This is a genomic window from Paraburkholderia sp. UCT70 (assembly GCF_050434085.1).
Lineage (GTDB): Bacteria > Pseudomonadota > Gammaproteobacteria > Burkholderiales > Burkholderiaceae > Paraburkholderia > Paraburkholderia tuberum.
This window is the reverse complement of the sequence record NZ_JBNPVZ010000002.1, coordinates 2,652,538-2,676,815: the sequence shown is the minus strand read 5'-3', so window position 1 is coordinate 2,676,815 and position 24,278 is coordinate 2,652,538. Positions and strand designations below refer to the sequence as shown.

The following is a 24,278-nucleotide window of genomic DNA, read 5'->3' as shown; positions in this document are numbered from 1 at the left end:
CAACGAATGGGAATGGTCATCGGTATCGATCCGCAGCACATCGACGAATACAAACGCTTGCATGCGCAGGTGTGGCCGACGGTGCTCGATCGCCTGAAACGCTCGAATGTCACCCGCTACTCGATTTTCCTGCGGGAGCCCGAGAACCTGTTGTTTGGTTACTGGGAATACGTCGGAACTGACTATGAAAGCGATATGGCGAAGATTGCGAGCGACCCGGAAACACAACGTTGGTGGAGCCTGTGCAGCCCGTGCCAGAAACCGTTGGTGAGTCGTGCGCCGTCGGAACACTGGGCACAGATGGAAGAGGTCTTTTATCTCGAATAGCGTTGTCTCGACACGGCACTCGTTTGACCTCGCCATGAAGAAACAAATTAACCGGGCTCGCATCGAAACCGCACTATGGCTTCGCGGGTTCTGTAGCTGAAAAAGGAAACCTCATGCTCACTATTATTTGTGAAACTCCCGGCGTACTACGCGCTGAGACGCGCTCACGGCCACCTCGCGATCGCGGCGAAGTGCTGCTACGCGTGCGACGCGTCGGCGTATGCGGCACCGACCTGCACATCTTTACCGGCAATCAGCCATTTCTCGCCTACCCCCGCGTGATGGGACACGAACTGTCGGGCACGGTCGAAGAAGCCGACACGGATTCCGGCCTGGACGCCGGCGACCCGGTCTACGTGATGCCCTACCTGTCATGCGGGCAGTGCATTGCCTGCAGGAACGGAAAAACGAACTGCTGCGTGAACATTCAGGTATTGGGCGTGCATCGTGATGGCGCATTGACGGAGTATCTAAGTTTGCCGCGTCAGTTCGTTCACAAGGCTGAAGGAATCACGCTCGATCAGGCGGCAATGATCGAATTTCTCGCCATTGGCGCGCACGCGGTTCGTCGCGCAGACGTTCAGACGGGACAGCGCGTGCTGGTAGTCGGTGCAGGTCCGATCGGTATGGCCGCAATGATCTTTTCACGTCTGCGCGGGGCCACGGTGACGGCGCTCGATACACGGCTCGATCGTCTCAAATTCTGCGCTGAGAAAATTGAAGTGGCGGCTACTGTGCAAATCGGTGATATGGACGTCGACGAGTTGGCGAAACTCACCGACGGCGAATTCTTCGATGTGGTCTTCGATGCGACGGGCAATCCGGCTGCCATGGAGCGTGGCTTTGAGTTTATTGCGCACGGCGGGAAATACGTGTTGATTTCCGTGGTGAGAGACAAGATCACTTTCTCCGATCCGGAATTCCACAAGCGCGAAGCCACCTTGATCGGAAGCCGCAATGCGACTGCGGAAGATTTCGAAACTGTGCTCAGGGCCATGCGTGCCGGTCAGGTGCCCGATGCGGCACTCAACACGCACCGGATGAAGCTTGCCGATGTTCCTGCCGAATTTTCGAAACTGCTCGAACCGTCCGCAGGTGTAGTGAAAGCCATCATCGAATGCTGACTCTGACGCATATCGGATATTTGCCATGAGCCAGCCAATTCTCCAGTTCGGCACTAGCCGCTTTCTTCAGGCGCATGTCGACCTGTTTGTTTCGGAAGCCATGACGCGGGGTGCCGCGCTCGGTGGCATTACAGTCGTGCAGACCACCAGCAGCCAGTCCAGTCAGAAGCGTATTGCAGCGCTGGCAGAGGGCGGGCGATATCCGGTACGGGTTCGAGGTATGCGTCACGGAGTGCTGGTGGACGAGATGCTGAGCGGCAACGCGGTGCGCGCAGCATGGCACGCCGAGTCTCATTGGGCACAAGTGCGAGACGCCGTGGCAGAGCACGTCGAAGTGATTGTTTCCAATACGGGAGACAGGGGATTCCGGCTTGATGACCGAGATACCGCGACGCTCGTGAATCATCCGGAGCGCGTGCCACAGAGCTTTCCGGCAAAACTGCTGGTGTTGCTTCATGCCCGTTGGGAACGAAACCCTGATGCGCCGCTCTCCCTTTTTCCATGCGAACTCGTGGTCAATAACGGCGATACGTTGCGCGAACTTGTTGTGACTCTCGCGGTAAAGTGGCGGCTGCCGGAGCCGTTCACCACCTACCTTCGAACGCATTGCATATGGGCCAATTCGCTCGTCGACCGCATCGTTTCGCAGGCGATTGAACCGGTGGGCGCCGTTGCCGAACCGTATGCGCTCTGGGCGATTGAGCAGCAGCCGGGGCTGGTTCTACCCTGCACTCATGAAAACATCGTTTTGACTGACGATCTGCAGCACTTCGAGCGCCTGAAGTTGTTCCTGCTCAATCTCGGTCACAGCTATCTGGCGGAGCGGTGGCTAGAGGACCGCAGACCGGTTGACGAGACCGTATGTCAGGCAATGAACGACCTGATACTACGCGCCAGCCTGGAAACTGTCTGGGCGGAAGATGTGCTCCCGACATTTGCGGTCCTCGGTCAGCGCGAGCAGGCTCTCGCCTATCTCGTCGAGTTACGCGACCGCCTACTCAATCCGTTTCTTGAGCACCGGATAGCGGACATCGCGCAGAATCACACAGAAAAATTGCAGCGGCGTTTTCTGCCGCTCGTGCAACTTGCCGACAAACTCGGCGTGAAGCCTGGACCGCTGCGAATACGAGCGATGCTGGAGCGCGTCGCATCGATTTAGCCAAGCCCGAATACCTGCCATTGCGAAGCTTGGAAATGCCTTATGTGGCAGTCGTACGCACCAGCGCAATCCATTGCGTTCAATGCCGCCCGCGCTCTATGCGCGAGCGTTTGGCTCGCTGTCCGGCATCAGGTTCTATAGCCTGCAGGTCGACGGCGAGAAAGAGCTTGCGACGATGGCGTCCGACGGACTGGATGTCGTCGACTGCACGAAAGAACTGAAGTCGTTCGACGAGTCGGCGGCGCTCGTCGGCAATCTCAATCTGGTCATTACCGTATGCACGTCGGTTGCTCATCTGTCGGGCGCGCTCGGTGTGCCGACACGGCTGCTGCTCGACGTCGACCCGGTATCCATCGATGCGGATTTACCGGCAGCGACAGTACGGCGACTGGTTGCCAGTGCTCGAACAGATCCGGGGCGATTTCATGACAATGACCTCAAGGGCAACACCACGGCGCGCTTTTTAAAACCGATTCCCAGCGCAAATTCGGAAATAATCGGACGCCCAATAAAAAGCAAACGTTTGACTGACCATATTTAACATTTTAAACGCTTAACTTTGCTCTGAAATAGCCGATATATAGATTGGAATTATTTGGGGCCACGCATTAAGTTCCGCTGTACAATAGCGCCGCTCATCCTGAACGCAAGAGTGTCTCATGAGTTACACGCTCGTACCGCAGCGGCGGGGCCCTCGGTTGCCTTGGCTGAAAAATAAGACCTGGGCGCGGCTCTCCTGAAGAGGTCTCTAAAGGGCGAGTGTATCAACGGCGCCGCCTCACGATTTGGGAATTATTATGGCGGACGCAATGATGTAACGGAAATAATGGTTATCCTTATTCCTAAGTAAAAATTACAGCAGATTGCCCGACCAGTACGCGGTGCAGTCTGCAACAAACAATATGGCCAGTTCGACGGGGATGGCGTATGAGCGGTGCATCAGACATTTCGAATCTCTTCCAGATGTTGGGCGTGAGCCCGTCGCATTATCAAGAAATAGAAAGAATAGAGCAGGTGCAAGGTTCGCGTGGGCGTTGGTCCATGCAGACCACGTCGTCGCCAGGGGACACGACCCGGGACGACTCGGCTCGCGAGGCTGAAGCCGTTCTTCCCACCGATGTGACTGAAGTGGCCCCCGCCGCGCCGCCGCAGCTGATTGCGCCAGCCGTCCCCGCTGCCGTGTCCGGATCTCTTCCGGTATTGCAAGCCGCCCCCGAACAGCCGGTCCTTCAGTTCAATCCCGAACCTGTCACCGCTCCTCAACAGCCGGACTCTCTGAGCGCCGTGTTTGCGCGCCTGCGGGAACGGAGTGAGCCTCAAGAAGGTGGTCCGCAACGCCAGACGTCATGAACTTCGTCACAGTCTGTTCCGTCAATGACGGCCTGGTTAAAACCACGGTGGCCGCGAACCTGCGCGTCGTGCCGAACCGGCGCACGCGCTAGAAGACCTTTCCATGGCACAGATCAAACGTAGGCTGAGCAAGACGGAGCAGCGGCGGCAAACGCGCAACACGGACCAGAGTAACGATGCCGGAAGTTGGGACGTCAAACTTCTGGAAGCGGGGACACCGCTATGGGCGTCGAACTGGCTGCGGCTGGCAGTGACGCTATTGGCCGCGCTGTTGTTCACTTCTGCCATGACGGTCAATCTGGCCGTGTCGAAGCAATGGACGTTTGGCATCCTTTGCATGGTCGTCGCGGTTCTGCTGAACCGCGTTCGCGGCAGGATCATCACGGTGTCCATGGTGGCATTGTCGGTGTTTATGTCCTTGCGCTACCTGTACTGGCGCCTGACGCAGACGCTGTCCTTTACCACCTCGCTCGACATGACCTTTGGCTGCCTTCTGCTGCTGGCCGAAGGGTACGCGGTGCTCATGCTGTTGTGCAGCTACTTTCAGACGCTCTGGCCTCTGCATCGCCGGCCTGCGCGATTGCCGGCCGATAGCTCGGCATGGCCGACGGTGGATGTGTACATTCCCACGTTCAATGAGCCGCTGCAGGTCGTGCGGCAGTCGGTGCTGGCCGCCACGCTGCTCGACTGGCCGGCCGACAAGCTGCGCGTGTATGTGCTGGACGACGGCCGTCGTGACGAATTCCGGCAATTCTGCGAGCAGGCTGGCGTGGATTATCTGACCCGGCCGGACAACGCACATGCCAAAGCAGGCAATCTCAACGCGGCACTCTCCAGGACGAGCGGCGAGTACATCGCAGTGTTCGACTGCGATCACGTCACCACGCGCTCGTTCCTGCAGGTCTGCATGGGTTGGTTCCTGAAAGATCCGAAGATGGCCATGGTGCAGACGCCGCACGTCTTCTACTCGCCCGATCCGTTCGAGCGCAACCTCGAAACCTTCCGCACGGTGCCCAACGAGGGTGACCTGTTTTACGGCGTGCTGCAAAACGGCAACGACTTGTGGAATGCCGCTTTTTTCTGCGGTTCCTGCGCGGTGCTGCGGCGTTCGGCGCTGGAGGATGTAGGCGGGGTGGCGACGGAAAGTGTCACGGAAGATGCGCTCACCGCGCTCAAGATGTGCACGAGGGGCTACAACACGGCCTATCTCGCCATCCCTCAGGCAGCGGGTCTCGCCACCGAGAGTCTGGGGCGTCACGTCGGTCAGCGCATACGCTGGGCACGAGGCATGGCGGAAATATTCCGTCGCTTCAACCCGCTGTTGATCGCAGGGCTAACACTGCCTCAGCGTCTGTGTTACCTGAGCGCGATGATGCACTTTTTCTTCGGCTTGCCGCGCATCGTGTTTCTGATCACACCGATGGCGTATCTGTTCTTTGGCGCGCACGTCTTTCATGCTTCCGCGCTGATGGTGCTGGCCTATGTCGTGCCGCATCTCGTCATTTCGAGCGTCGGCGCCTCGCGCATTCAAGGGCGTTTCCGACATTCGTTCTGGAGCGAAGTCTACGAAACGGTACTGGCCTGGTACGTGATTCTGCCCGCGTTGCAAGCCGTACTCTTTCCAGGCAGCAAAGGCTTCAACGTGACGTCCAAAGGCGGGGTGATCCGTCAGTCCTTCCTGGACTGGGCGATGGCCCGGCCCTACATCGTTCTGCTGCTCATCAATCTGACCGGATTCATGGTGGGTGTCGCAGGTCTGATCCGCAGTCCGGGCTGGCCCGAAGCGACGAGCATTCTGTTCAACCTGATATGGGTAACCTACAACATCATGAACCTCAGCGCGGCCGCGGGCGTAGCGAGCGAATCGAGACAGTTGCGTCTCGCTCCGCGGGTCCAGATCGAACTGCCGGCCGCCGTGATTCACGCCGACGGAACTCGCATCGACTGTCAGACCAGCGACTATTCGCACGGTGGTCTGGGGCTGGTGTTGCCTGAGGGCGCACCGTTGCCGGAGCACGGCGATCGCATCACGGTGGCGGTGTTGCGCGACGACTACGAGGACGTTTTCCCGGCCGAAGTGCAGGTGTGCCGCGGACGCACCATCGGCGTGAGTTTTCCGACCCTGACGATCGCTCAGGAGCGCGCCTGGATAGGGGCGACGTTTTCGCGCGCCGACAGCTGGATCGCCTCATGGGGCAGCTATCGTCCCGACAGGCCGCTGCGAAGCCTGTTTGAGGTGCTCGGCATCGGCATGCGCGGCTTCGGGGAGTTGTTCCGGCATCTGTTCCTGGGTGGGCGTGAGCGCCTTGGCCGTTCGTCCGCGGACCCGGCAAGCGACTTGGGAACAAAGCAATCGTGAGTGTCGGCTACCTGTCGCTTTTGCGCTCCTTGACGAGCGCGCGCCGGTTGGGCGCGGTGTTGTGTTCGGTCCTGTTGCTCGGAGCGGGCGACGTGCTGGCCGCGACGGTGCCCGCTGCATCGGCAGCGTCGTTCGCATCTCAGGCGTCTACGCCGGCGATGCCCGCGTCGGCTGTCCCGGTCGATGCCGTGCGGCAAAGCCCGCACCCGGAACTCAGCGCGGCGGCGCCGGCCGACGCGTATACCTACCGGATCCCGCTGCTGCGGCAAAACGCGGAGCAGGGATTGACCTTGCTCGGCGAGGATGCCTATGCGGGCATGGAGTTCGGTTTGCGCCGCGACGAGCGCGTGGTCGGCGCGCGGCTCGTGCTGGACTACAGTTACTCGTCCACATTGCTGCCTACGCTCTCGCATCTCAAGGTGTTGCTCAACAGCGTTGTGGGGGCGACCGTAGCGTTGCCCGAACCGGCGCCGCGGACGCCGGCGCATATCAGTGTGGATCTGCCGGTGTCGCTGCTGTCCGGGTTCAACCAGCTCACCCTCGAGTTGATCGCGCATAGCAAGGCGAGCGATCAGGGCAACAATCCGCTGAGTTCCGACCTGTGGCTGAAGCCCGGGCCGGACAGTGCGCTGGAACTGACCGTGGTTCCGGCGACCCTGTCCAGTGACCTGTCGCAACTGCCCGCGCCGTTCCTCGACGTGCGCGATGTGCGCAGGGTGGACCTGCCCGTCGTGCTGCCCCAAGCGCCTCGCGCGCAGCGCCTCGAATCGGCCGGTATCGTGACCTCGTGGCTGGGTGCGCAGGCGGGCTATCGCGGTGCGCACTTCTCCGCGAGCCTGGGTGCGATACCCGCGCATGGACATGCGGTGGTGCTCGCGCTGCCGGGCGAGGTTCCGGGCTTGACCCTGCCTGCGGTGGAAGGGCCGATGCTGGCCATCGTGCCCAACCCCAATGACGCTAACGGCAAGCTGCTGCTGGTCATGGGCCGCAACGACGCGCAGATCCGCGAGGCCGCGACCGCGCTGGTGCTTGGCGCGAAGACGCTGTCGGGCTCTCGGGTCAAGATCGACGCCCCGGTTTCCGTTGTGCCGCGCAAGCCTTATGACGCACCCAACTGGCTGCCGGGTGACCGCCCGGTGCAGTTGGGCGAGATGCTATCGGCGGACCGCTTGACGGTGCAGGGCTTTCGCCCTGGGGCGATCAATGTGGACCTGCGTCTGCCGCCGGGTCTGTTCGGTTTTGACAACAGCGGCGCGGTGCTGAACCTGCATTACCGCTATACGGCCCGTCCGGAGTCAACGCGCTCGGAGCTCGGTGTGCTGGCCGGCAACACGCCCCTGCAGACCTTGCCGCTGACAGGCGACGCGTCGGACGGTTATGCGGTGATACGCGTTCCGACCTATCTGCTGCCGTCGTTGACGACGCTGCAATTCGACTATCGCTACGAGTCCGTGGCGCCGAAAGACCGCGTCGAGGATGTGCCCGGCGGCCCGCTCCTGAGCGCCATCGATCCGACTTCGACGATCGACATTTCCCAACTGCCGCGTTACGCAGCCATGCCGGATCTGCGCGCCTTCGCAGACGCAGGCTTTCCGTTCACGCGGATGGCCGATCTGTCCGAAACGGCGGTGATCCTGCCCGCACAGCCGGTCGCTGGCGACTATTCCGCTTACCTGACGCTGATGGGCAGCATGGGTCAAACCACGGGTTATCCGGTGCTGGGCGTGACGGTGGGCGATCCAGCGCAGGTTGACGCGCTGCGTCGCAAGGACCTGCTCGTCCTGGCTTCGGGCGATAACCAGCCCTTGCTCAAAGCATGGCGTGATGATCTGCCGCGCGGCTTCTTCGCTCCGGTTGCTTCATCGGACCGCTGGATCGCCGCGTGGTGGGAAAAGCTGACGGGTGGGCATGCGCAGGCTGAACGCGAGGCCGCCATCGCCGCACTGTATAGCAGCGACGACCATGACGGCATGTTGGCGGGACTCGAGTCGCCGCTGGCTCGCGGCCGCAGCGCGGTGGTCGTATCGGGCAATACGCCGGACGGTCTCGACGCTGTCGTGGACGTGCTGCAAGCCAACCGCTACCTCATCAGCAAGCGTCCGGACGACAAGATCAGCGGCAGCCTCGTGGTCGTGCATGACGGCACGCTCAGCACGCTGAGCAACGATCAAAGCTATTTCATCGGGTCCTTGCCGCCTGGGCTCGCGCTCGAATGGTTCTTCGCGAGCCACATCCTGCTGCTGCTCGTGGCGACGCTCGCCAGCGTCGGGCTCATAGGTTTGCTCGGCGGCGTGTTTCTGCACCGGCGTGCCCTGAATCGATTAGACCTGGATATTCCCCAGACATCGCAACGAGAAGAAGGACGAAGAGGTTCTCATGTTTAGAAGACGGCCTGACATCTCCCGGGCACGCCTTGCGCGTTGCATGACTGCGCAACCCGTATGGCCGGCACTGTTGCTCGGTTGTGTGTTTGTCACATCGACGGTAACCCAGGCCGCGCAACCAGCGGCGGCTGCGGCCGCTGCGCGGCAGGACGCGTCGGCTTCGGCCGGCGGCGCGGCCAACCCGTCCGCGCGGCCGGCAACGGGAGATAGCAACGCGGCGCCGCTGCAGTCCGCGCCGGACGCCGGAGCCGCTACCGCGGCTTCTTCGACGGTGACCTATTCGCTGCAGCAACTCGGCGCGCAATACGCGCTCAACCTGCGCGGCGTCGACGGCAGCAATACGCTGCCGGTCGGCGTGCGCGACGATCGGGTCGTCACAGGTGCGCGACTGAACCTGCGCTATGCCTATTCGCCGGCGCTGCTGCCCGATCTGTCGCACATCAATGTGCTGGTCAACGATCAGGTGGCGGCATCGATCGACGTACCCAAAAACACGTCCGGCACCAACCTGCAGCGCACTATCACGCTGCCGCCGTATCTGTTCACCGCGAACAGCAAGCTGCGTCTGCAACTGATCGGCCACTACACCAACCAGTGCGAAGACCCGCTGCATTCGAGCCTGTGGGCCAACATCAGCAACGACAGTACGCTGAGCATCGACACCCAGCCGCTGGCGCAGGCCGGCGATCTGGCTCGCCTGCCGCGACCCTTCTTCGACGAGCACGATATTCGCCGGTTGAACCTGCCGTTCGTGTTCGCCGGCAATCCTGATACGGCAGCGCTGGAAGCGGCCGGCGCCGTGTCGTCGTGGTTCGGCGCATTGGCGAACTATCGCGGCGCGCAATTCCCGGTATCGATTTCTACCGTGCCTGCCAGGGGCAACGCGGTCGTCATCGTCGACAGCGCGGCGCAAGCGAGCCTGGCGGACTCGCCGCTGCAAGGTCCGACTCTCGCCGTCGTGACCAACCCCAACGATCCCAACGGCAAGTTGTTGCTGGTGATGGGCCGTGACGGCAAGGAACTCAAGCAGGCCGCCGACGCGCTGGTCACGGGCGGCCAGACGCTGTCGGGTTCGAGCGCGCTCATCACGCGGTTCGCCGACCTCGCGCCGCGCAAGCCGTACGATGCGCCGCGCTGGCTGCGCACCGACCGTCCGATGTCGTTGGGCGAACTCGTCGACGCCAAACAATTGCAGGTGTCGGGCTACAGCCCCGATCTGATCCGCATCAATATGCGCGTGCCGCCCGACCTGTTCGGCTGGCACGCGCCCAACGTGCCGATCGACCTGCATTACCGCTATACGCCGCAGCCTTATATGGTCAATTCGTCGCTGCTGTTCAGCGTCAGTGACCAGTTCATGAAGTCGATTCCGCTGCTCTCGCTCGAACGGCTCGAGGGCGGCAGCAAGCTGCGGGGTGAAGTTTTGCCCGACAGCAGCCTGCCGCGCCAGGCGAAACTGGAAGTGCCGCTGGAGGCGCTGTTGCAGCCGAATACCCAGTTGCAGTTCCGCTACATGTACGACTACATCAAGCAGGGCGAGTGCCGGGACATCATCATCGACAACGTGCGCGGCGCGGTCGATCCCGAATCGACGATCGATCTGTCGCAGTATCCGCACTACATCGCCATGCCGAACCTGGCCTCGTTCGCCCAGGCGGGCTTCCCGTTCACGCGCATGGCCGACCTGTCCGGAACGGACGTCGTATTGAGCCCCAACGCGGGCCCACCGGAATACAGCACGTATCTGGCGGTGATGGGCCGCATGGGCGATTCGACCGGCTATCCGGCGCGCGGCGTCACCGTGCTGCACGGTCAGCGCATCGACGCGATGCCGTCCGACAAGGATCTGCTCGTGATCGTCTCGGGTGCGGATCAAGCCTGGCTCAAGGACTGGGCGCAGACCATGCCCGCGGCGTATGACCACAGCGCGCAGTTCGCCGTATCGGATCTGCCGGGTCGCGTGCTGGGCTGGTTCCATGCCAACCCGCGCCTCGACGCCGAACCCCGCCGCCTGTCGTTGGCCTGGTCGGGGCCGGGCGTGAGCGCCGTGCTCGCAGGCTTCGAATCGCCGAAGCAACCGGGCCGCAGCGTGGTCATGCTGGCCAGCAATCAGCCCGACGGCCTGAAGGATGCGGTCTCCGCGTTGCTGGATGCGCCGAACTCCGGCGAGCAGCCCATCCAGGGAAGCCTCGTGTCCATCCGCGGCACGGAAGTCGATTCGCTCGTGAGCGAGCATACCTATTACGTCGGGCATCTCGGCATCTGGCGCGGCCTCGACTGGTGGCTGGCTTCATTCGGCCTGTCGCTCGCGTGGGTGCTGAAGGCGCTGGGCATCATCGCGCTCGTGCTGATCGCGGTTGGTCTGTTTTCGTTCTTGCGGCGCCGCCAGGCCCGGCGCGACGCTGAAGCCCGTGAGCGGCTGCGGGCATCGCGGCAGCAACAATCATAATCAAGGAAAGTCATGGTAGTCAGACGCAGCCGCAACCGGGCCTGGATTCTCGGACTGATGGTCGCATCGGTCGGCCACCCGGGCTGGGCGCAGGATGCTACGTCCAACATGCTGCTGGAACAGGGCCGCTACTGGCAAACGCATGACAAGCCCGATCTGGCCGCGCAGTCCTGGTCGAAACTGCTGCTGAGCGACCCGAAGCAGCCCGAGGCGCTGTATGGGATGGGCACGATCGCCGTCGGCAAGCAGCAGTTCGCGGCGGCGAACGGGTATCTGGCCAGACTTCGTGCGGCCGCGCCGGGCAGCCGCTTCGTGCCGCTGCTCGAGCAGAGCTTGCGCCTCGCGGTCGAACCGGGTAAGTCCACGTTCGCCAAGGCGCGCCAGATGGCGCAAGACGCCGTCAACCAGAAGGATCAGGCCGCGTTGTTGGCGGCCATCACCGAATATAACAAGGCCTTGGGCGGTAAAGCGCCGCAGGGCAGTGTGGCGCGAGAGTATTACAGCTATCTGGGCTATACGGATGGCGGTGTGGATCAGGCCATCCAGGGCCTCGAGCGCCTGAATGCCGAGACGCCGAACGATCCGAACCTCATGTTGCCGCTGGCCCAGCATATGGTGCGCGACGAACAGGATCGCGCGGCGGGTGTCGCCCTTCTGGAAAAGCTTGCCGCTCGTCCGGACATCGGCGGCGAAGCGACGGAAGTCTGGCGCTCCGTGCTGACTTGGGTCACGCCCACGCCGAAAAACAGATCGTGGTTTGAAGACTATCTGAAGCTGCATCCGGACGACGACGAAATACGCCATCAGATGCTGGCGCCGCATCCGCTCGCACCGGCCGGTCCGGTCGTGGATGCACGACTGACACGCGGTTTCGCCGCGTTCAAGTCAGGCGACATCACCGCGGCAGAGCAGTCCTTTTCCGCTGTGCTGCGTGACAAACCCGACAGCACGGATGCGCTGGGGGGACTGGGCCTCGTGCGCATGCAGCAAGGCGACCTGGCGCAGGCGCAGACGCTGCTGTCGCGGGCGGTGTCGCGTCCGGGCGCGGGCGCGAACTGGGCCAAGGCCCTCAATTCAGCGCGCTACTGGCTGCTGGTGAACCAGGCCGAGGGCGCGCAAAACGTGGGCGACTTCGCCGCCGCGCGACGCGAACTCGATCAGGCGCTGCGGCTGGATCCAGCCGAGCCGGGCGGGCGCAATGCGTCGGCCCGGTTGTATGCGGCGCAAGGCGATCTGACGCGTGCTGAAAAGGGCTACCGCGACGTGCTGGCGACAAGCCCCGATAACCGCGAGGCGGCGAGCGGCCTCATCGATATCCTGGCGCAGACGGGACGCGCCGATGAGGCCCAGAAGTTGATCGACGGCATGTCACGCGAGCAGAAGGCCGGCATCGGCGGGCTCGATCGGCTGCGCGCCGCCGTCGCCGCCGGTCGGGCCGATGCCGCCGCGCAGCGTGGCGATCTGAGCGCGGCCCGGCACATTCTGGAAGACGCCCAGCGCAGCGCGCCCGACAACCCGTGGATTCGTCTGGAACTGGCGCGCTACGATCTCAAACAGGGTCATGCCGACGAAGCGAAGCAACTCGTCGACGGCCTGCTCGTCACGAACCCGGACAATCCCGAAGCGCTCTATGCGAGCGCGCTGCTGGCCATGCAGATGGGCGACTGGACGCGCGCGCAGGACACGATGACGCGCATCTCCACCGCCTTGCGCACGCCGAACATGGTTGCGACGGCGCAGCAGATCGATTTTCAGGTGGTCGTGGCGCAAGCCTCGCAAACGGCGCTCGAAGGCAATCTGGAGGATGCGCGCAGTATGCTGGCGCGGCTCGAACCCGCGGCGGGTCAAGACCCGGCCAAGGTGGGCGCGTTGGCGCAGGCGTATGTCGACGCGGGCAACACGCCGCGCGCCATGAGCCTGATGCACGGGCTGATGCCTAACGGTCTGAAGGGCAGCGGCCCGGATGTGCAACTGGCTTATCTGGGCCTGTTGCTCAAGACCGGCCAGAATGTCCAGGCCGGGCTCGCGATGCGCGAGATGCACGGCCAGACGCTGACCGCGGACCAGCGCCGGCAACTGGACGAACTGAACTACCTCTACACCGTGCGACTGGCTGACCAGCAACGTCAGCAAGGTGACCTCGCGCAGGCCTACGACACGCTGGCGCCGATCCTCGCGAAGCGCCCCAACGACAGCCTCGCCACGGCCGCGCTCGCGCGCATGTACGCCGCCGATGACAAGTATGACCAGGCACTGTCGCTTTACCAGAAGGCGCTCGTCAACGACCCCAACAATCCGGGTTTGCAACTGGGCGTCGCGATGGCGGCAGTGCAGGCCGGCAAGAACAGCGTTGCCGACGCGGCATTGAAAGAGGCCGTTGCGAAGGCGCCCAACGATCCCGACGTGCTGGCCGGCGCCGCGCGCATTTACGTCATGCAGGGCAAGACCCGCGAAGCGCAGTCGCTGCTGGAATCCGCCATTGCCGCCAAGGAAAAGCGGCTCGGCGTGCAGGCGCAAGACGTCCACGTGGCGGGCAATCCCTTTGTCCACCACGACGACGGTCACCGTCGTCAGGTCCGCCACAGTCGCGCGCCCGCTGCCGAAACGTTCGCCCCGCAACCCGCGGCGCCGGATAGCGTGCCGGCGAACCAGAAGGCTGGTTTCGGGCCCGCTGCTGCTCCGGCTGCTCCGGCTGCTACCGCGGCGAGCGCGACTGCTTCGACCGTGACATCCACGGCTGCGCGCGAGCGCTCGTCCTCGGGTTCATCCGCTCTGCCAACCGTGGCGGGCACGCCGGTTGGCGGCCTGGCGCCGCAAGACACGGTCGCGGTGAGCGAGCCTCAGGACGGATCGCCGTCGCTCGAGGAAATGCGTAATGAACTCAGCGACCTCCGTGCGCAGCGTTCACCGGAAGTCAGGGGTGGGCTGTTCGTCTCGTCGAACAACGCAGCACCCGGTACGGGTCAGTTGACGAGCGTGCAGCAAGCTCTGGAAGGGGTGCTGCCGGTCGACAACGGCAAGCTTTCCATTCGCGTGACGCCGGTTGAACTCGAGGGCGGCACGTTGGGTACCGACGTCTTCAGCGCCAGTCAGTTCGGCGGCGGCCCGGCCGCCACCCGGGCGCAGCAGGCCGGCAAGGTCGCCGCACCGGGGAAACAGACCGCCTATGGCGTCGGTCTGGGTCTCGGCTACGAGACTGGGAACTGGATGGCCGACATCGGCACCACGCCTTTGGGTTTCAAGTACACCAATGTCGTTGGCGGCGTGATGTTCAGGAACTCCATCGATGCCGGGCAGGGCAGTTGGTTCAACGTGGGCGTATCGCGCCGCGCCGTGACGGACAGCATCACGTCTTTTGCTGGCTCGACCGATTCGCGATCCGGCTTGAGCTGGGGTGGCGTGACCGCCACCGGCGTGCATGGCGCGATCGGCCTCGACAATCAGGACTACGGCGTCTACGGCTACGGTTCCGTGAAATACCTGGACGGTCATAACGTCCAGTCCAACGTCGGTGCCGAGGTCGGCGCCGGGACGTACTGGTACCTGCTGCGCACGGAAAACAGCATGCTGAGCGCGGGCGTGAACCTGAGCGGCATGATCTACGACCACAACGAAAACAACTTCACCTACGGCAACGGCGGCTACTTCAGCCCGCAGCGGTTCTATGCGTTCAACCTGCCGCTCACGTGGGCGCAGCGTTCGGAGCGCTGGACCTACAAGCTGCAAGGGGCCGTCGGTGTGCAGTACTACCACCAGGCCGGCTCGCCGTATTTCCCGACCGACAGCGGGTTGCAGGCCGCAGCCGTGTCGGCGGCTTCGACGATTGGCCTCGCCGACGGCGCGATCCATCCCGACCAGTCCTCGACCGGCTTCGGCTACAACCTGCTGGCCACGGCCGAATACCGCTTCACCAATCATCTGACTGGCGGAGCCTCGGTGGGCGCCAACAACTCGTCCAGCTACCGGCAGTGGGCGGCGGGCCTGTATCTGCGCTATACCCTTGCGCCACAGACGAAGGCGCTGGATATGCCGGTCATCCCTTACCAGTCGCATTACAGCGATCAGTAGCCCGCCATACTGATCGATCGGACATTGATTATTTTTTCAGGAGTCGAAGAGTCATGCTTGCTTCCGTACTTGCTGGTCTCAGCATTCTCATAGTCGGCGATAGCCATCTGAGCGAACCCGGTTATCTCATCGATACGTTGCAGGATCAGTTGATCGCCGCTGGCGCGCAGGTGCATACCTACAGCGTCTGCGGCAGTATTCCTGGCGATTGGGTGAAGTCCGTGCCCGGCACATGCGGTGGCGCCGAGCGTAACGGCAAGGCGCCCCTGGTCATCGACCACAACGCGAAGACCCAACCCGTCGATCAATTGATCGACGCGAACAAGGCCAAGCTCGTCATCATCGTCCAGGGCGACACGATCGGCGGATACAGCAAGGACGATTTCCCGAAGGCCTGGGCCTGGCAGCAGGTCACGGCGCTGACGCAAGACCTGGCCGCCAACAAGACGGCTTGCGTCTGGGTAGGGCCGGTCTGGGGCACCGAGGGCGGCAAGTATCAGAAGAGCTTCGCCCGTGTGAAGCAGCTGTCGTCTTTCCTCGCCGCCAATGTCGCGCCGTGTCAGTACATCGACTCGCTCACGTTTTCCAGGCCGGGCGAATGGGCGACGGTCGATGGTCAGCATTTGACGACGACCGGCTACAAGTACTGGGGCACGGACATCATGAAGGCACTGGTCAAGCTGCCTGTCGTTCCGCAGAAATGACGCGCCGGGCTTCGAGCTGCGCCTGCCCAGGTCTCCCGTTTGAGAAAAGAATGAAAAATTTCCTCTCCTCCCTGTTGTTGTCCGGCTTCGCTCTGTCCGGTCCCGGTTTGTCCGTGCAGCCGGCCATGGCCGCAGAAATTCCGCTATACCTGACCGGTCCCGCGGAGGACTCGTCGTTCGTGCGTTTTGTCGATGGCGGTTCGGGTCCGATCGACGTGAGCGCGGCGGGGTCGAAAGCGCGTCTGACGCTCGACGCCGCGAACCCGGCCACTCACTTCCTTCCGATCGCCGCCGGCAAACCGGTGGCCGGCACACTGAGAGCCGGTAGCGCGCACCAGGACGTATCGGCGACGGTGCAGCCTGGCGAGTTCGTCAGCATCGTTGCGCTCGATGGCGCGGATAAAGCGGGTGGCCTGCATACGGTGACGGTCCGCGAAAAACCCGACGACTTCAATGCGCTCAAAGCTTCGGTGGCTTTCTACAACCTCGACGCTGGCTGCGCGACACCCACGCTGAAAGTGCCGGGTCGCGACATCGTGCTGCTCGACGGCGTGGCTGTGGGACAAGCCAAGCGGCGTCAGGTCAACCCGGTCGCCCTCTCGGTGCAGTTGGTCTGCGGCGGCCAGCCTGTGGGGCAGCCACTCACCCTGGGTACGCTCGCGGCCGGGCAGCGTTATACGGTGTTGCTCGTGCCGGGCGGGGCGCATTCGCGCATCTTCATTGCGAACGACGCGGTGAGCCACTGATCGCATTTGCGCCTTCTCCTTGAAAGCGACGCCGCTCATCGCCGATTTCCGGCTGTTCCCCGTTTTTCATCTGGTCACGACGGGCAGAGCGGGGTTCGGTGTGTTTCGCGATGGCGCGTCGGTCCAGATATCTTTTTCGATTGAGAACGATGCATGGTTTTCGCGTCCCTCGAATTCCTGACGCTGTTTCTGCCGGCCTTTCTGGCGATCTACGTCGCGTTGCCTGCGCGTTGGCGCAATGGCGTGCTGCTGTTTTGCAGCTGGCTTTTCTATGGCTGGTGGAGCCCGGTCTTTCTGCTGCTGTTCATCGCGCTGACCTTCTGGGGCTGGTTCGGCGGCATGGTCATAGACAGGGCACCGAGCCAGCGTGCACGCGGTGGCTGGCTGGCCGTGTTCATCGTCGTCAACGTCCTGATATTGGGCTGGTACAAGTACGCCAACATCGTGGTCGATAGTCTCGACAGTGTGCTGGGGGCAGGCCATGCAGGGTCCATCCCCTGGCGACACGTCGTGCTGCCCATCGGGCTTTCGTTCATCGTGCTGCAATCCATCTCCTATCTGATCGACGTGCAGCGCGGCACGGTGGCGGCCGATCGCAGCATGATCCGTTACGGCGCCTATCAAGGGATGTTCGTGCATCTGATCGCGGGGCCGATCATTCGCTATGCGTGGGTGAGGCGCGAGCTGGTGTCGCGCGAGGTCGACTGGGACGGTTTTGCAGCCGGCGCAAGGCGGCTCATGGTGGGCATGAGCATGAAGGTGCTGGTGGCCGACACACTCTCGCCGATGGTCGACGCGATCTTCTCGTTGCACGCGCCCACGCTGGCCGACGCCTGGCTGGGCTGCGGTTTCTACACGCTGCAGTTGTTCTTCGATTTCGCGGGCTACAGCGCCATGGCCATCGGGTTGGGGCAGATGCTGGGCTTTCGCTTTCCCGAGAACTTCAACCATCCGTACCTTGCCAGCAGCATTCAGGATTTCTGGCGCCGTTGGCACCTGTCGTTGTCGAGCTGGATACGCGATTACCTGTACATCCCGCTAGGCGGCAACCGCCACGGTGAGTGGCAAGCCTGCCGCAATCTGTTGCTGACCATGGCGATCGCCGGCCTGTGGCACGGCGGCGATAGCTGGAACTTCCTGCTGTGGGGCCTCGGTCATGGCATCGCTCTGATGGTCGCGCGCCTCTGGCGCCGGTTCGATATGCTGACCATGCCGTCCTGGTTATCGCACGTACTGACGCTGGTTTTCGTCATGCTCGCGTGGACACTGTTTCGCGCGGCGGGTTTCCATGCCGCGCTCGCCATGTATCGCGGCCAGTTCGGTTTGAATGGCATCGGCCTGAGCGACGCGACGCTCGTGCTGCTGCGGCCCGTGCACGCTCTGGCTGCCGGGTTGGGCATCGTGTGCGTGCTGCTGCCGCTCTGGCAACAGCGTTGGGATAGCCTTCCCGACACGGCGCTGCGGCAGCTATGGCAGGCGGGATGGCCGCTAGCGGGTTTTCTGTTGTCGTTCGGTCTGATCGTCGCGCGCGGCGCGGTGCCTTTCCTCTACTTCCAGTTCTGACGCCATGGAAGATCCCAAGCCGCTACCTCAATTACCCGCCTCGCGCGCCAGCAAGATCGCTGCCGTCATCCTGATGGTCTTCCTGTTCGCGGGCCTGCTTTCCAATCTCAGGTTCGCGTCGACGACCGAATCGGTGTTGCCTCATGCCGTGACCCGGGCCGGCATTCTGGACGGTGCGGTATCGAAAGAACTCGCCAATCGCATGGCCGATACGCCGATCGCCGCCGACGCGGCGCGCGCGCAGCGTGCGCTGGGCTGGCTGACGCTGCACGATCTGGGGCCGCGCGTGCGGCAGGGCTGCCCGGGCTGGTTGTTCCTGCGCGACGAACTCAGCGTGTATGCCGATAGCGACAGTCATCTCGCCACGCGCGCGGACACGGTGGCCGCCGTGCGGCGCGACCTGGCGAGGCACGGTATCGCGTTGCTGGTCGTCGTGGTGCCCGACAAGTCGCGTATCGAGCCGCAACATCTGTGCAGCCTGTATCGTCCGGTTTCGTTGGGTGCGCGTCTCGCTGACTGGACCTCGCGTCTGACCGCTGACGGCGTGCAGGTGCTGGATCTAAGTCCGGCGCTGCGTGGCGCGCCGGGCGGCGCTTTTTTTCGGACTGACACGCACTGGACCGAGGACGGCGCGGGTGCCGCGGCGCAGGCCGTGGCGCAGCGCATCCGTGCGATGGGGGTGCCGCTGGGTTCGAGTAAGCCCGACTATCGCGTCACAGACAAGCCTCCCGGCAGGCGGCCCGGCGATCTTGTGCGTCTGGCCGGCCTGGATGATTTGCCGCCGTCCTGGCAGCCGAGGCCTGAGATTGCGGCCAGCCGTGACTACATTCCTCAGGCTCAGGCGGCCGCGTCAGCCGACGATCTGTTCGGCGATGCCGATCTGCCTGGCATCGCCGTGATCGGCACTTCTTATTCGACGACGTCCGATTTCGTGCCTCAGCTCGCTTTGACACTCGGAACAGGCGTGGGTAATTTCGCACGCGAGGGCGGCAAGTTCGGCGGCTCGGCGCGCGCCTATTTCGCGAGTCCGGCTTATGCTCAGACACCGCCCAGGCTCGTCGTTTGGGAATTGGACGAACGGGATCTGCAGTCGCCGCTCGAAGCGGAAGATACGGTCGTCGTGCCGAAATCCAGCGCCATAGACTCACGGACTCCGCATGTCGAAGCCAGCACACTTTAACTGCCATAGCTTGATGGCGATGATGCTAGGGGCGGGCGCGCTGCTATACGCCGATCTGCCCATGGCTGCGCCGCTGCCGGTGATCATTACGGTGGATGCCGCGGCCAACCGGCATCCAATCAGCCCGCTCATCTATGGCTTGAACTTCGGGACGGCGGAAATCCTGCGGGATCTGCGCGTGCCGATCAACCGCTCGGGCGGCAACACCGCTTCGGCTTACAACTGGCGGGTCGACGCTCACAACACAGGCCAGGACTGGTTTTTCGAAAGCCTGCCGACCGATCCAAAAGACATCTACCAATATAACGACCGTTTCGCGGCGCTTACCCGTGACGGACACGCTTCACCGATGCTGACCATCCCGATGATCGGCAGGGTAGCGCGGCTCGATAAGGACGGTAAGCCGCTCGTCAGTTTTTCGGTCAACAGGTACGGCAAGCAGCAGAGTGTCGACGCTCACGGTTTGTCTGACGCGGGCAACGGCATCGCACCCGACGGCACCCCTATCAGGAACGACCCGGACGATGCTTCGTTGCTGGACGATCCGCAGAGCCAGCAGGAGCGCGTCAGGCAACTCACGCGTGGATCCGGTAGTGCCGGCTCGGACGGTGTGCATTACTACCTGATGGACAATGAGCCGAGTCTGTGGCAACTCAACCATCGCGACATGCATCCCATCGGCGCCCATGCCGGCGAGGTAGCGAACAAGGTGATCGCCTATTCGCACGCCGTGAAGGCGGCAGACCCGGGCGCGCGGGTCGTGGCACCGGAAGAGTGGGGTTGGACCGGGTATCGCTTTAGCGGCTTCGATCAGCAGTACTTCGCCGCGCACGGCCAGGGCAATCCGCCGGACAGGGAAAACGAAACGCGAGGCATGGATTACGTCCCATGGCTGCTCACGCAATGGAAGCAGGCCGGCCGCCCTGTCGACGTTTTCAGCCTGCACTTTTACCCCCAGGGCGGAGAATTCAAGGAAAACCAGAATGCGGCCACGGCTGAAACGCCTGCCATTGAACTCGCCCGTAACCGCTCCACGCGCGATCTGTGGGATACGAGCTACAAGGATCCGACCTGGATCAATAGCGTGGTGGCCCTGATTCCGTTGATGCGGCGGTGGGTCGACAGCTATTACTACGCTGGTACGCCGATCGCGCTGACGGAATACAGTTGGGGCGGCGATACGACCATGAACGGCGCCACGGCCCAGGCCGACGTGCTGGGCATCTTTGGCCGGGAAGGGTTGGACATTGCCACGCGCTGGGGCACATTGAATCGGGACATGCCGGTCTACAAGGCGATCAAGCTCTATCGCAACTACGATGGCCAGGGCTCGGGCTTTGGCACCACCAGCATCTCCGACACGCAGCCCGACCCGGATCGGGTCTCGTCTTTTGCCGCCGTGCGTGATCACGACCGCGTCATGACCATCGTGGTTATCAACAAGCAGCTTGATCAATCGGCTGACGCCACAATTGCGATCAACAACTTTGATGTGACTCAAGGCAAAGCCCAGACCTGGCAACTCATGGACAATGCCTTATCCCGTCTGCACGACACCGACTATGCGAGCGGCCAATTGCACCTTACTCTGCCGCCGAAAACCGTAACCTTGCTGGTTTTGCACGGCGCGGGCCGGCAATGACTCCGTTACTCGCATGCTGGTGCGGGCCAATTCCGGCCCGGTGCTGTATGACTTTGGGCATCATCCGCCGAAAACGCCGGCCCGGCCAGCAATCGACCGATCAACGTATTGCGGAAAACCAGCAATGAACGAATCGCGGTCTCTGCGCGCTGCCACTCCGATGCGCTGACGAAATAGCTTTCCGGGTCGCTGCCGGGCTCGGTCAGATGCGCATGGTCGTGATGCCGCAGATGCGACTCGCGATACCCGTGATAGGGGAACCACACGGCGAGCGGCGCGAAACCGAGCAGCGCGTTGACGAATCGCGAGCGCGTCGGATGGCCGTGCAGCAACTCGTGCTGCAACGACATGTACCCTGCGCCGAATACGGCCAGCAGCGCGGCCGTCAGCGGCAGACCCAGCGGACGCGCGTGCGTGGCGACACTGACCCAGCCACCGTAGATCGCGACGATCAGCGTCCATGTCGGCCATTGCGTGCGCCAGGTCCGGCATGCGGCCAGACGGTCGATATCGTTGCGCTGGGTGTCGTCGAGATAGATCGCCATCGTTGAACCGGTCCGAATGCATGTTCGAACCCGCGGTGTTGACTCGCAGGTTCAGACCGATCGTACGGGGCAACGCTGTGCGCCCGAACCATTTTATTGAGCAATGCATCTGCGCAATCGTGGAAAAGCGGGCGCGAATTCTGCGTGTTCGGCAAACGCTCAATGATCGTCCGCGACGCGGCACGCGTGATCGAGCAGCCCTTCGGCCGTGCCGCTGCCGCCTTCGATGTCGATACCGCTGTTGACGATCAGCCAGCCATCCCGAACCGCGGACGGTCCCGCGCCGGTAACCAGGATGGTTTGGGTGGCCATCGTCGCCGGATCAGGATTGTCGCGGGCGACGATCCGGAACGGGTTGTCGGCGCCGCTCAGCGAGTTCACCCGCATGATCCTGTAGCGCTCGCCATCGAGCGTCTCCCAACGCCACTCGCCGGGCGTGTCGTGGGCGTGATTGGCGAGCGCGGCGCTGACTTCACGCCGCATGCAATCGATGTGGATATGCAGCTGGTTTTGCGAGCGACGAGATTCGGAGTTGATTTCGAGGCCGAGCTGATCGTCGGGCAACTCGCGTTTGACCGCTTGCTGCACGTAATGACGCGAATCCCACGCGTCACGCCAGTAGTCCTTCGCATCGGGCGCGACGATCAGCGGACTTTCGATGCCGGTGATGCGATCGGTCGGCATCAGCAGAAACTGCGAGCGGCCGAGAATGTCCTTCAGGACGACGTAGCGTTTGTCGAGATCGACGACCGTGCATTGATCCGGTGTGCCCGTAGCCTGCTGCGACGGCACGCAGCGGATGTCGACGATCTTCCACAGCACGTTGGAATCGACCGTCGCGAGGCGCGCGCAGGCGCTGGCGGCGAAAGCGACCGCGAGCACGGCGCTCAAGTGAACGACGCGGTGTACGAGGCCGTGAGATGAGAGGGCGGTGGCGGGGGTCGTCATCGTCGCTTAGGGGGAGGTTCGGGCGGGCAAAGCGTCGGAATGCGGGCTGCAACGCGCAGGCATTAAAGCACAAACCTGATGGCGCGCACGTGAAACACGGGCTTCAAAGCACCGGCGCGGGCAACGTTCCCAGTACCTGTTCGAACGCGACACCGATGGCCAGCAGGCGCCTGTCCGAGCCGAGCGGTCCATCGAGTTCGAGGCCGACCGGCAGCCCGCTCGCGCTGATACCCGCCGGCAGCGACAGCCCCGGAATGCCGGATGTGCTGGCCGGGTCGGTATTACGCAGGAACGCTTCCATCGTATCGATCGGTGGACCGCCGTCGATCGTGACCGTCGACGAGCCGTTCAGATCGTCGATCGGTACCGCGACGAGCCGCGTCGTCGGAAACAGCAACGCGTCGAGACCGGCATTCGCGAACGTCGCGGCGACGTAGTTCCGCAGCCGCGGTCGCCAGTAGTTGAGCGCCGCCGAGTAGTGCGAGCCGAGCACGTCGGCGAGCACGTCGTCGTAGATCGCGCGCACATCCGGGCTCGCGATGCGCACGGCCAGTGCGGCGACGGTTTGCACCGGCGCCCGATTCGCGACCAACCACGCGAGCACGTCGTCGCGCGCTTCGTGAATGGCGAGCGGACCGCCGACCATCCCGTTCAGATACTCCAACTCATTCATCGCGACCGGCACGAACGTGACGCCCGCCGCTTCGAGCTTTTGCAGTGCGGCGCGCGCGACGTCCTCGACCTGTCGCTCGAGAGCATCCCACAGCGGCGCGGGCAAGCCGATGCGCAAGCCATCGAGCGCAATCGCAGGCAACGCGCCGTCGCCGGTGATCACGCCGTCGAGCAGCGCCAGGTCGGCGACGCTGCGTGCCATCGGCCCGACGGTGTCGCGCGTATGGCTGATTGGCACCACCGCGTTGGGGTCGTGATAGCGCCGCTCGGCACCGCCATTGCCGACCGATGGACGCAAGCCCACGGTGCCGGTCAGCGCGGCCGGGATGCGGGTCGAGCCGCCGGTGTCGGTGCCGAGTCCGGCGGGCGCGATGCGCGCGGCGATCGCGACCGCGGTGCCGCCCGACGAGCCGCCCGGTATCAGCGACGGATCGTACGGATTGCGCACCGGCCCCGCGTGCGCGGACAGGTTGGTACTCGTGATGCCGAACGCGAGTTCGTGCATGTTGGCCTTGCCGAGCACGATCGCGCCCGCGTCGACGAGGCGTTGCACCGATGGGGCGTTGGTGTTCGGCACGAAGCCCGCGAGCGCGGACGTGCCGGCCGTCGTCGGTAGACCTGCGGTGTTGATGTTGTCCTTGACGACGATCGGCAAACCGGCGAGCGGCAGACGTGCCCGTTCAGCCGGCGGCAATGCGTCGATGCGCTGCGCCGCCGCGAGCGCGCCGTGGAAGTCGAGCGTGGTGAGCGCATTCAGGTGCGTGAGCGCGGCGGCGCGCGCGAGCAGGGTGGCGACGTAGTCGGCGGCTTTGAGGCGGCCCGATTGCAGCGCCTCGACCGCTTGTGTCGCGCTGAGCGCGAGCTGTGCGTCGACGGTCCATGTCATGACCGGCGTCTCCGTATCGATGGGTGCGTCGCGGGCGGCGCGAGTTTCGACTGCATCCGTCGAAGTAGCGGACAGGTCACGCGGGCAGACAGCGAACGCAAGGGTTCATCTATTCTGGCACATCCGCCTCAAACCCGATGTCGGGCGATGCGCAACGCGTGTCGCGCTCGCT

Annotated in this window: 16 protein-coding genes and 1 pseudogene; 14 read left to right on the top strand and 3 right to left on the bottom strand. The window is 63.4% G+C overall.

All coding sequences use genetic code 11. The features are described from left to right. The first annotated feature begins 12 nt into the window (after positions 1-12). From OKW41_RS14625 to OKW41_RS14560, 14 genes are all read left to right on the top strand, one after another. On the top strand, positions 13-327 hold the full coding sequence (locus OKW41_RS14625; RefSeq protein WP_429572964.1) for an L-rhamnose mutarotase: 315 nt from the start codon (positions 13-15) through the stop codon (positions 325-327). 113 nt (positions 328-440) lie between these two features. Continuing rightward, positions 441-1,451 carry a zinc-binding alcohol dehydrogenase family protein gene (locus OKW41_RS14620; RefSeq protein WP_429572963.1) on the top strand — a complete coding sequence of 337 codons (1,011 nt, stop codon included), beginning with the start codon at positions 441-443 and terminating at the stop codon, positions 1,449-1,451. Between the two features lie 25 nt (positions 1,452-1,476). Beyond that, positions 1,477-2,610: a mannitol dehydrogenase family protein gene (locus OKW41_RS14615; protein WP_429572962.1), complete on the top strand. Its 1,134-nt coding sequence runs from the start codon at positions 1,477-1,479 to the stop codon at positions 2,608-2,610. Between the two features lie 82 nt (positions 2,611-2,692). Further along, positions 2,693-3,151, top strand: coding sequence for a hypothetical protein (locus OKW41_RS14610; RefSeq protein WP_429572961.1), 459 nt, complete (start codon positions 2,693-2,695; stop codon positions 3,149-3,151). 386 nt (positions 3,152-3,537) lie between these two features. Beyond that, positions 3,538-3,960: a BcsR/BcsP family cellulose biosynthesis protein gene (gene bcsR / locus OKW41_RS14605; RefSeq protein ID WP_429572960.1), complete on the top strand. Its 423-nt coding sequence runs from the start codon at positions 3,538-3,540 to the stop codon at positions 3,958-3,960. Positions 3,961-4,063: 103 nt separating this feature from the next. Beyond that, positions 4,064-6,319: a UDP-forming cellulose synthase catalytic subunit gene (bcsA, locus tag OKW41_RS14600; protein ID WP_429572959.1), complete on the top strand. Its 2,256-nt coding sequence runs from the start codon at positions 4,064-4,066 to the stop codon at positions 6,317-6,319. After that, entirely contained in the window at positions 6,316-8,703 is a 2,388-nt protein-coding gene (gene bcsB / locus OKW41_RS14595; RefSeq protein ID WP_429572958.1) for a cellulose biosynthesis cyclic di-GMP-binding regulatory protein BcsB, read from the top strand. Before bcsA ends, bcsB (OKW41_RS14595) begins: the two co-directional genes overlap by 4 nt. Positions 8,704-8,743: 40 nt before the next feature. Beyond that, positions 8,744-11,152 carry a cellulose biosynthesis cyclic di-GMP-binding regulatory protein BcsB gene (gene bcsB / locus OKW41_RS14590; RefSeq protein WP_429572957.1) on the top strand — a complete coding sequence of 803 codons (2,409 nt, stop codon included), beginning with the start codon at positions 8,744-8,746 and terminating at the stop codon, positions 11,150-11,152. 12 nt (positions 11,153-11,164) lie between these two features. Further along, entirely contained in the window at positions 11,165-15,220 is a 4,056-nt protein-coding gene (locus tag OKW41_RS14585) for a cellulose synthase subunit BcsC-related outer membrane protein (protein ID WP_429572956.1), read from the top strand. A gap of 53 nt (positions 15,221-15,273) precedes the next feature. Beyond that, the gene (locus OKW41_RS14580) at positions 15,274-15,924 is read left to right on the top strand and encodes an SGNH/GDSL hydrolase family protein (protein ID WP_429572955.1); all 651 of its coding nucleotides are present in this window, start codon (positions 15,274-15,276) and stop codon (positions 15,922-15,924) included. Between the two features lie 50 nt (positions 15,925-15,974). Beyond that, positions 15,975-16,670, top strand: a complete 696-nt coding sequence (locus OKW41_RS14575; RefSeq protein ID WP_429572954.1) for a cell division protein FtsQ — start codon at positions 15,975-15,977, stop codon at positions 16,668-16,670. Positions 16,671-16,823: 153 nt separating this feature from the next. Further along, positions 16,824-18,233 carry an MBOAT family O-acyltransferase gene (locus OKW41_RS14570; protein WP_429572953.1) on the top strand — a complete coding sequence of 470 codons (1,410 nt, stop codon included), beginning with the start codon at positions 16,824-16,826 and terminating at the stop codon, positions 18,231-18,233. 4 nt (positions 18,234-18,237) lie between these two features. Beyond that, on the top strand, positions 18,238-19,413 hold the full coding sequence (locus OKW41_RS14565; protein WP_429572952.1) for an alginate O-acetyltransferase AlgX-related protein: 1,176 nt from the start codon (positions 18,238-18,240) through the stop codon (positions 19,411-19,413). Continuing rightward, entirely contained in the window at positions 19,391-21,055 is a 1,665-nt protein-coding gene (locus tag OKW41_RS14560; protein WP_429572951.1) for a glycoside hydrolase family 44 protein, read from the top strand. The genes OKW41_RS14565 and OKW41_RS14560 overlap by 23 nt, the downstream gene beginning before the upstream one ends. 68 nt (positions 21,056-21,123) lie before the next feature. On the opposite strand, the pseudogene OKW41_RS14555 reads toward OKW41_RS14560, so the two are convergent. The 3 genes and pseudogenes from OKW41_RS14555 to iaaH form a co-directional block, all read right to left on the bottom strand. Then, a pseudogene (locus OKW41_RS14555) lies at positions 21,124-21,600 on the bottom strand (fatty acid desaturase); the annotation flags it as partial. 159 nt (positions 21,601-21,759) lie between these two features. Then, positions 21,760-22,548: a CDP-diacylglycerol diphosphatase gene (locus OKW41_RS14550; protein ID WP_429572950.1), complete on the bottom strand. Its 789-nt coding sequence runs from the start codon at positions 22,546-22,548 to the stop codon at positions 21,760-21,762. 103 nt (positions 22,549-22,651) lie between these two features. After that, the gene (gene iaaH, locus OKW41_RS14545) at positions 22,652-24,106 is read right to left on the bottom strand and encodes an indoleacetamide hydrolase (protein WP_429572949.1); all 1,455 of its coding nucleotides are present in this window, start codon (positions 24,104-24,106) and stop codon (positions 22,652-22,654) included. Positions 24,107-24,278: the final 172 nt, after the last annotated feature.

Coding starts and splice junctions, on each gene's coding strand:
- OKW41_RS14625 (WP_429572964.1), top strand. CDS start 13: ATGGTCATCGGTATCGATCCGCAGCACATCGACGAATACAAACGCTTG.
- OKW41_RS14620 (WP_429572963.1), top strand. CDS start 441: ATGCTCACTATTATTTGTGAAACTCCCGGCGTACTACGCGCTGAGACG.
- OKW41_RS14615 (WP_429572962.1), top strand. CDS start 1,477: ATGAGCCAGCCAATTCTCCAGTTCGGCACTAGCCGCTTTCTTCAGGCG.
- OKW41_RS14610 (WP_429572961.1), top strand. CDS start 2,693: ATGCCGCCCGCGCTCTATGCGCGAGCGTTTGGCTCGCTGTCCGGCATC.
- bcsR (WP_429572960.1), top strand. CDS start 3,538: ATGAGCGGTGCATCAGACATTTCGAATCTCTTCCAGATGTTGGGCGTG.
- bcsA (WP_429572959.1), top strand. CDS start 4,064: ATGGCACAGATCAAACGTAGGCTGAGCAAGACGGAGCAGCGGCGGCAA.
- bcsB (WP_429572957.1), top strand. CDS start 8,744: ATGACTGCGCAACCCGTATGGCCGGCACTGTTGCTCGGTTGTGTGTTT.
- OKW41_RS14585 (WP_429572956.1), top strand. CDS start 11,165: ATGGTAGTCAGACGCAGCCGCAACCGGGCCTGGATTCTCGGACTGATG.
- OKW41_RS14580 (WP_429572955.1), top strand. CDS start 15,274: ATGCTTGCTTCCGTACTTGCTGGTCTCAGCATTCTCATAGTCGGCGAT.
- OKW41_RS14575 (WP_429572954.1), top strand. CDS start 15,975: ATGAAAAATTTCCTCTCCTCCCTGTTGTTGTCCGGCTTCGCTCTGTCC.
- OKW41_RS14570 (WP_429572953.1), top strand. CDS start 16,824: ATGGTTTTCGCGTCCCTCGAATTCCTGACGCTGTTTCTGCCGGCCTTT.
- OKW41_RS14565 (WP_429572952.1), top strand. CDS start 18,238: ATGGAAGATCCCAAGCCGCTACCTCAATTACCCGCCTCGCGCGCCAGC.
- OKW41_RS14560 (WP_429572951.1), top strand. CDS start 19,391: ATGTCGAAGCCAGCACACTTTAACTGCCATAGCTTGATGGCGATGATG.
- OKW41_RS14550 (WP_429572950.1), bottom strand. CDS start 22,548: ATGACGACCCCCGCCACCGCCCTCTCATCTCACGGCCTCGTACACCGC.
- iaaH (WP_429572949.1), bottom strand. CDS start 24,106: ATGACATGGACCGTCGACGCACAGCTCGCGCTCAGCGCGACACAAGCG.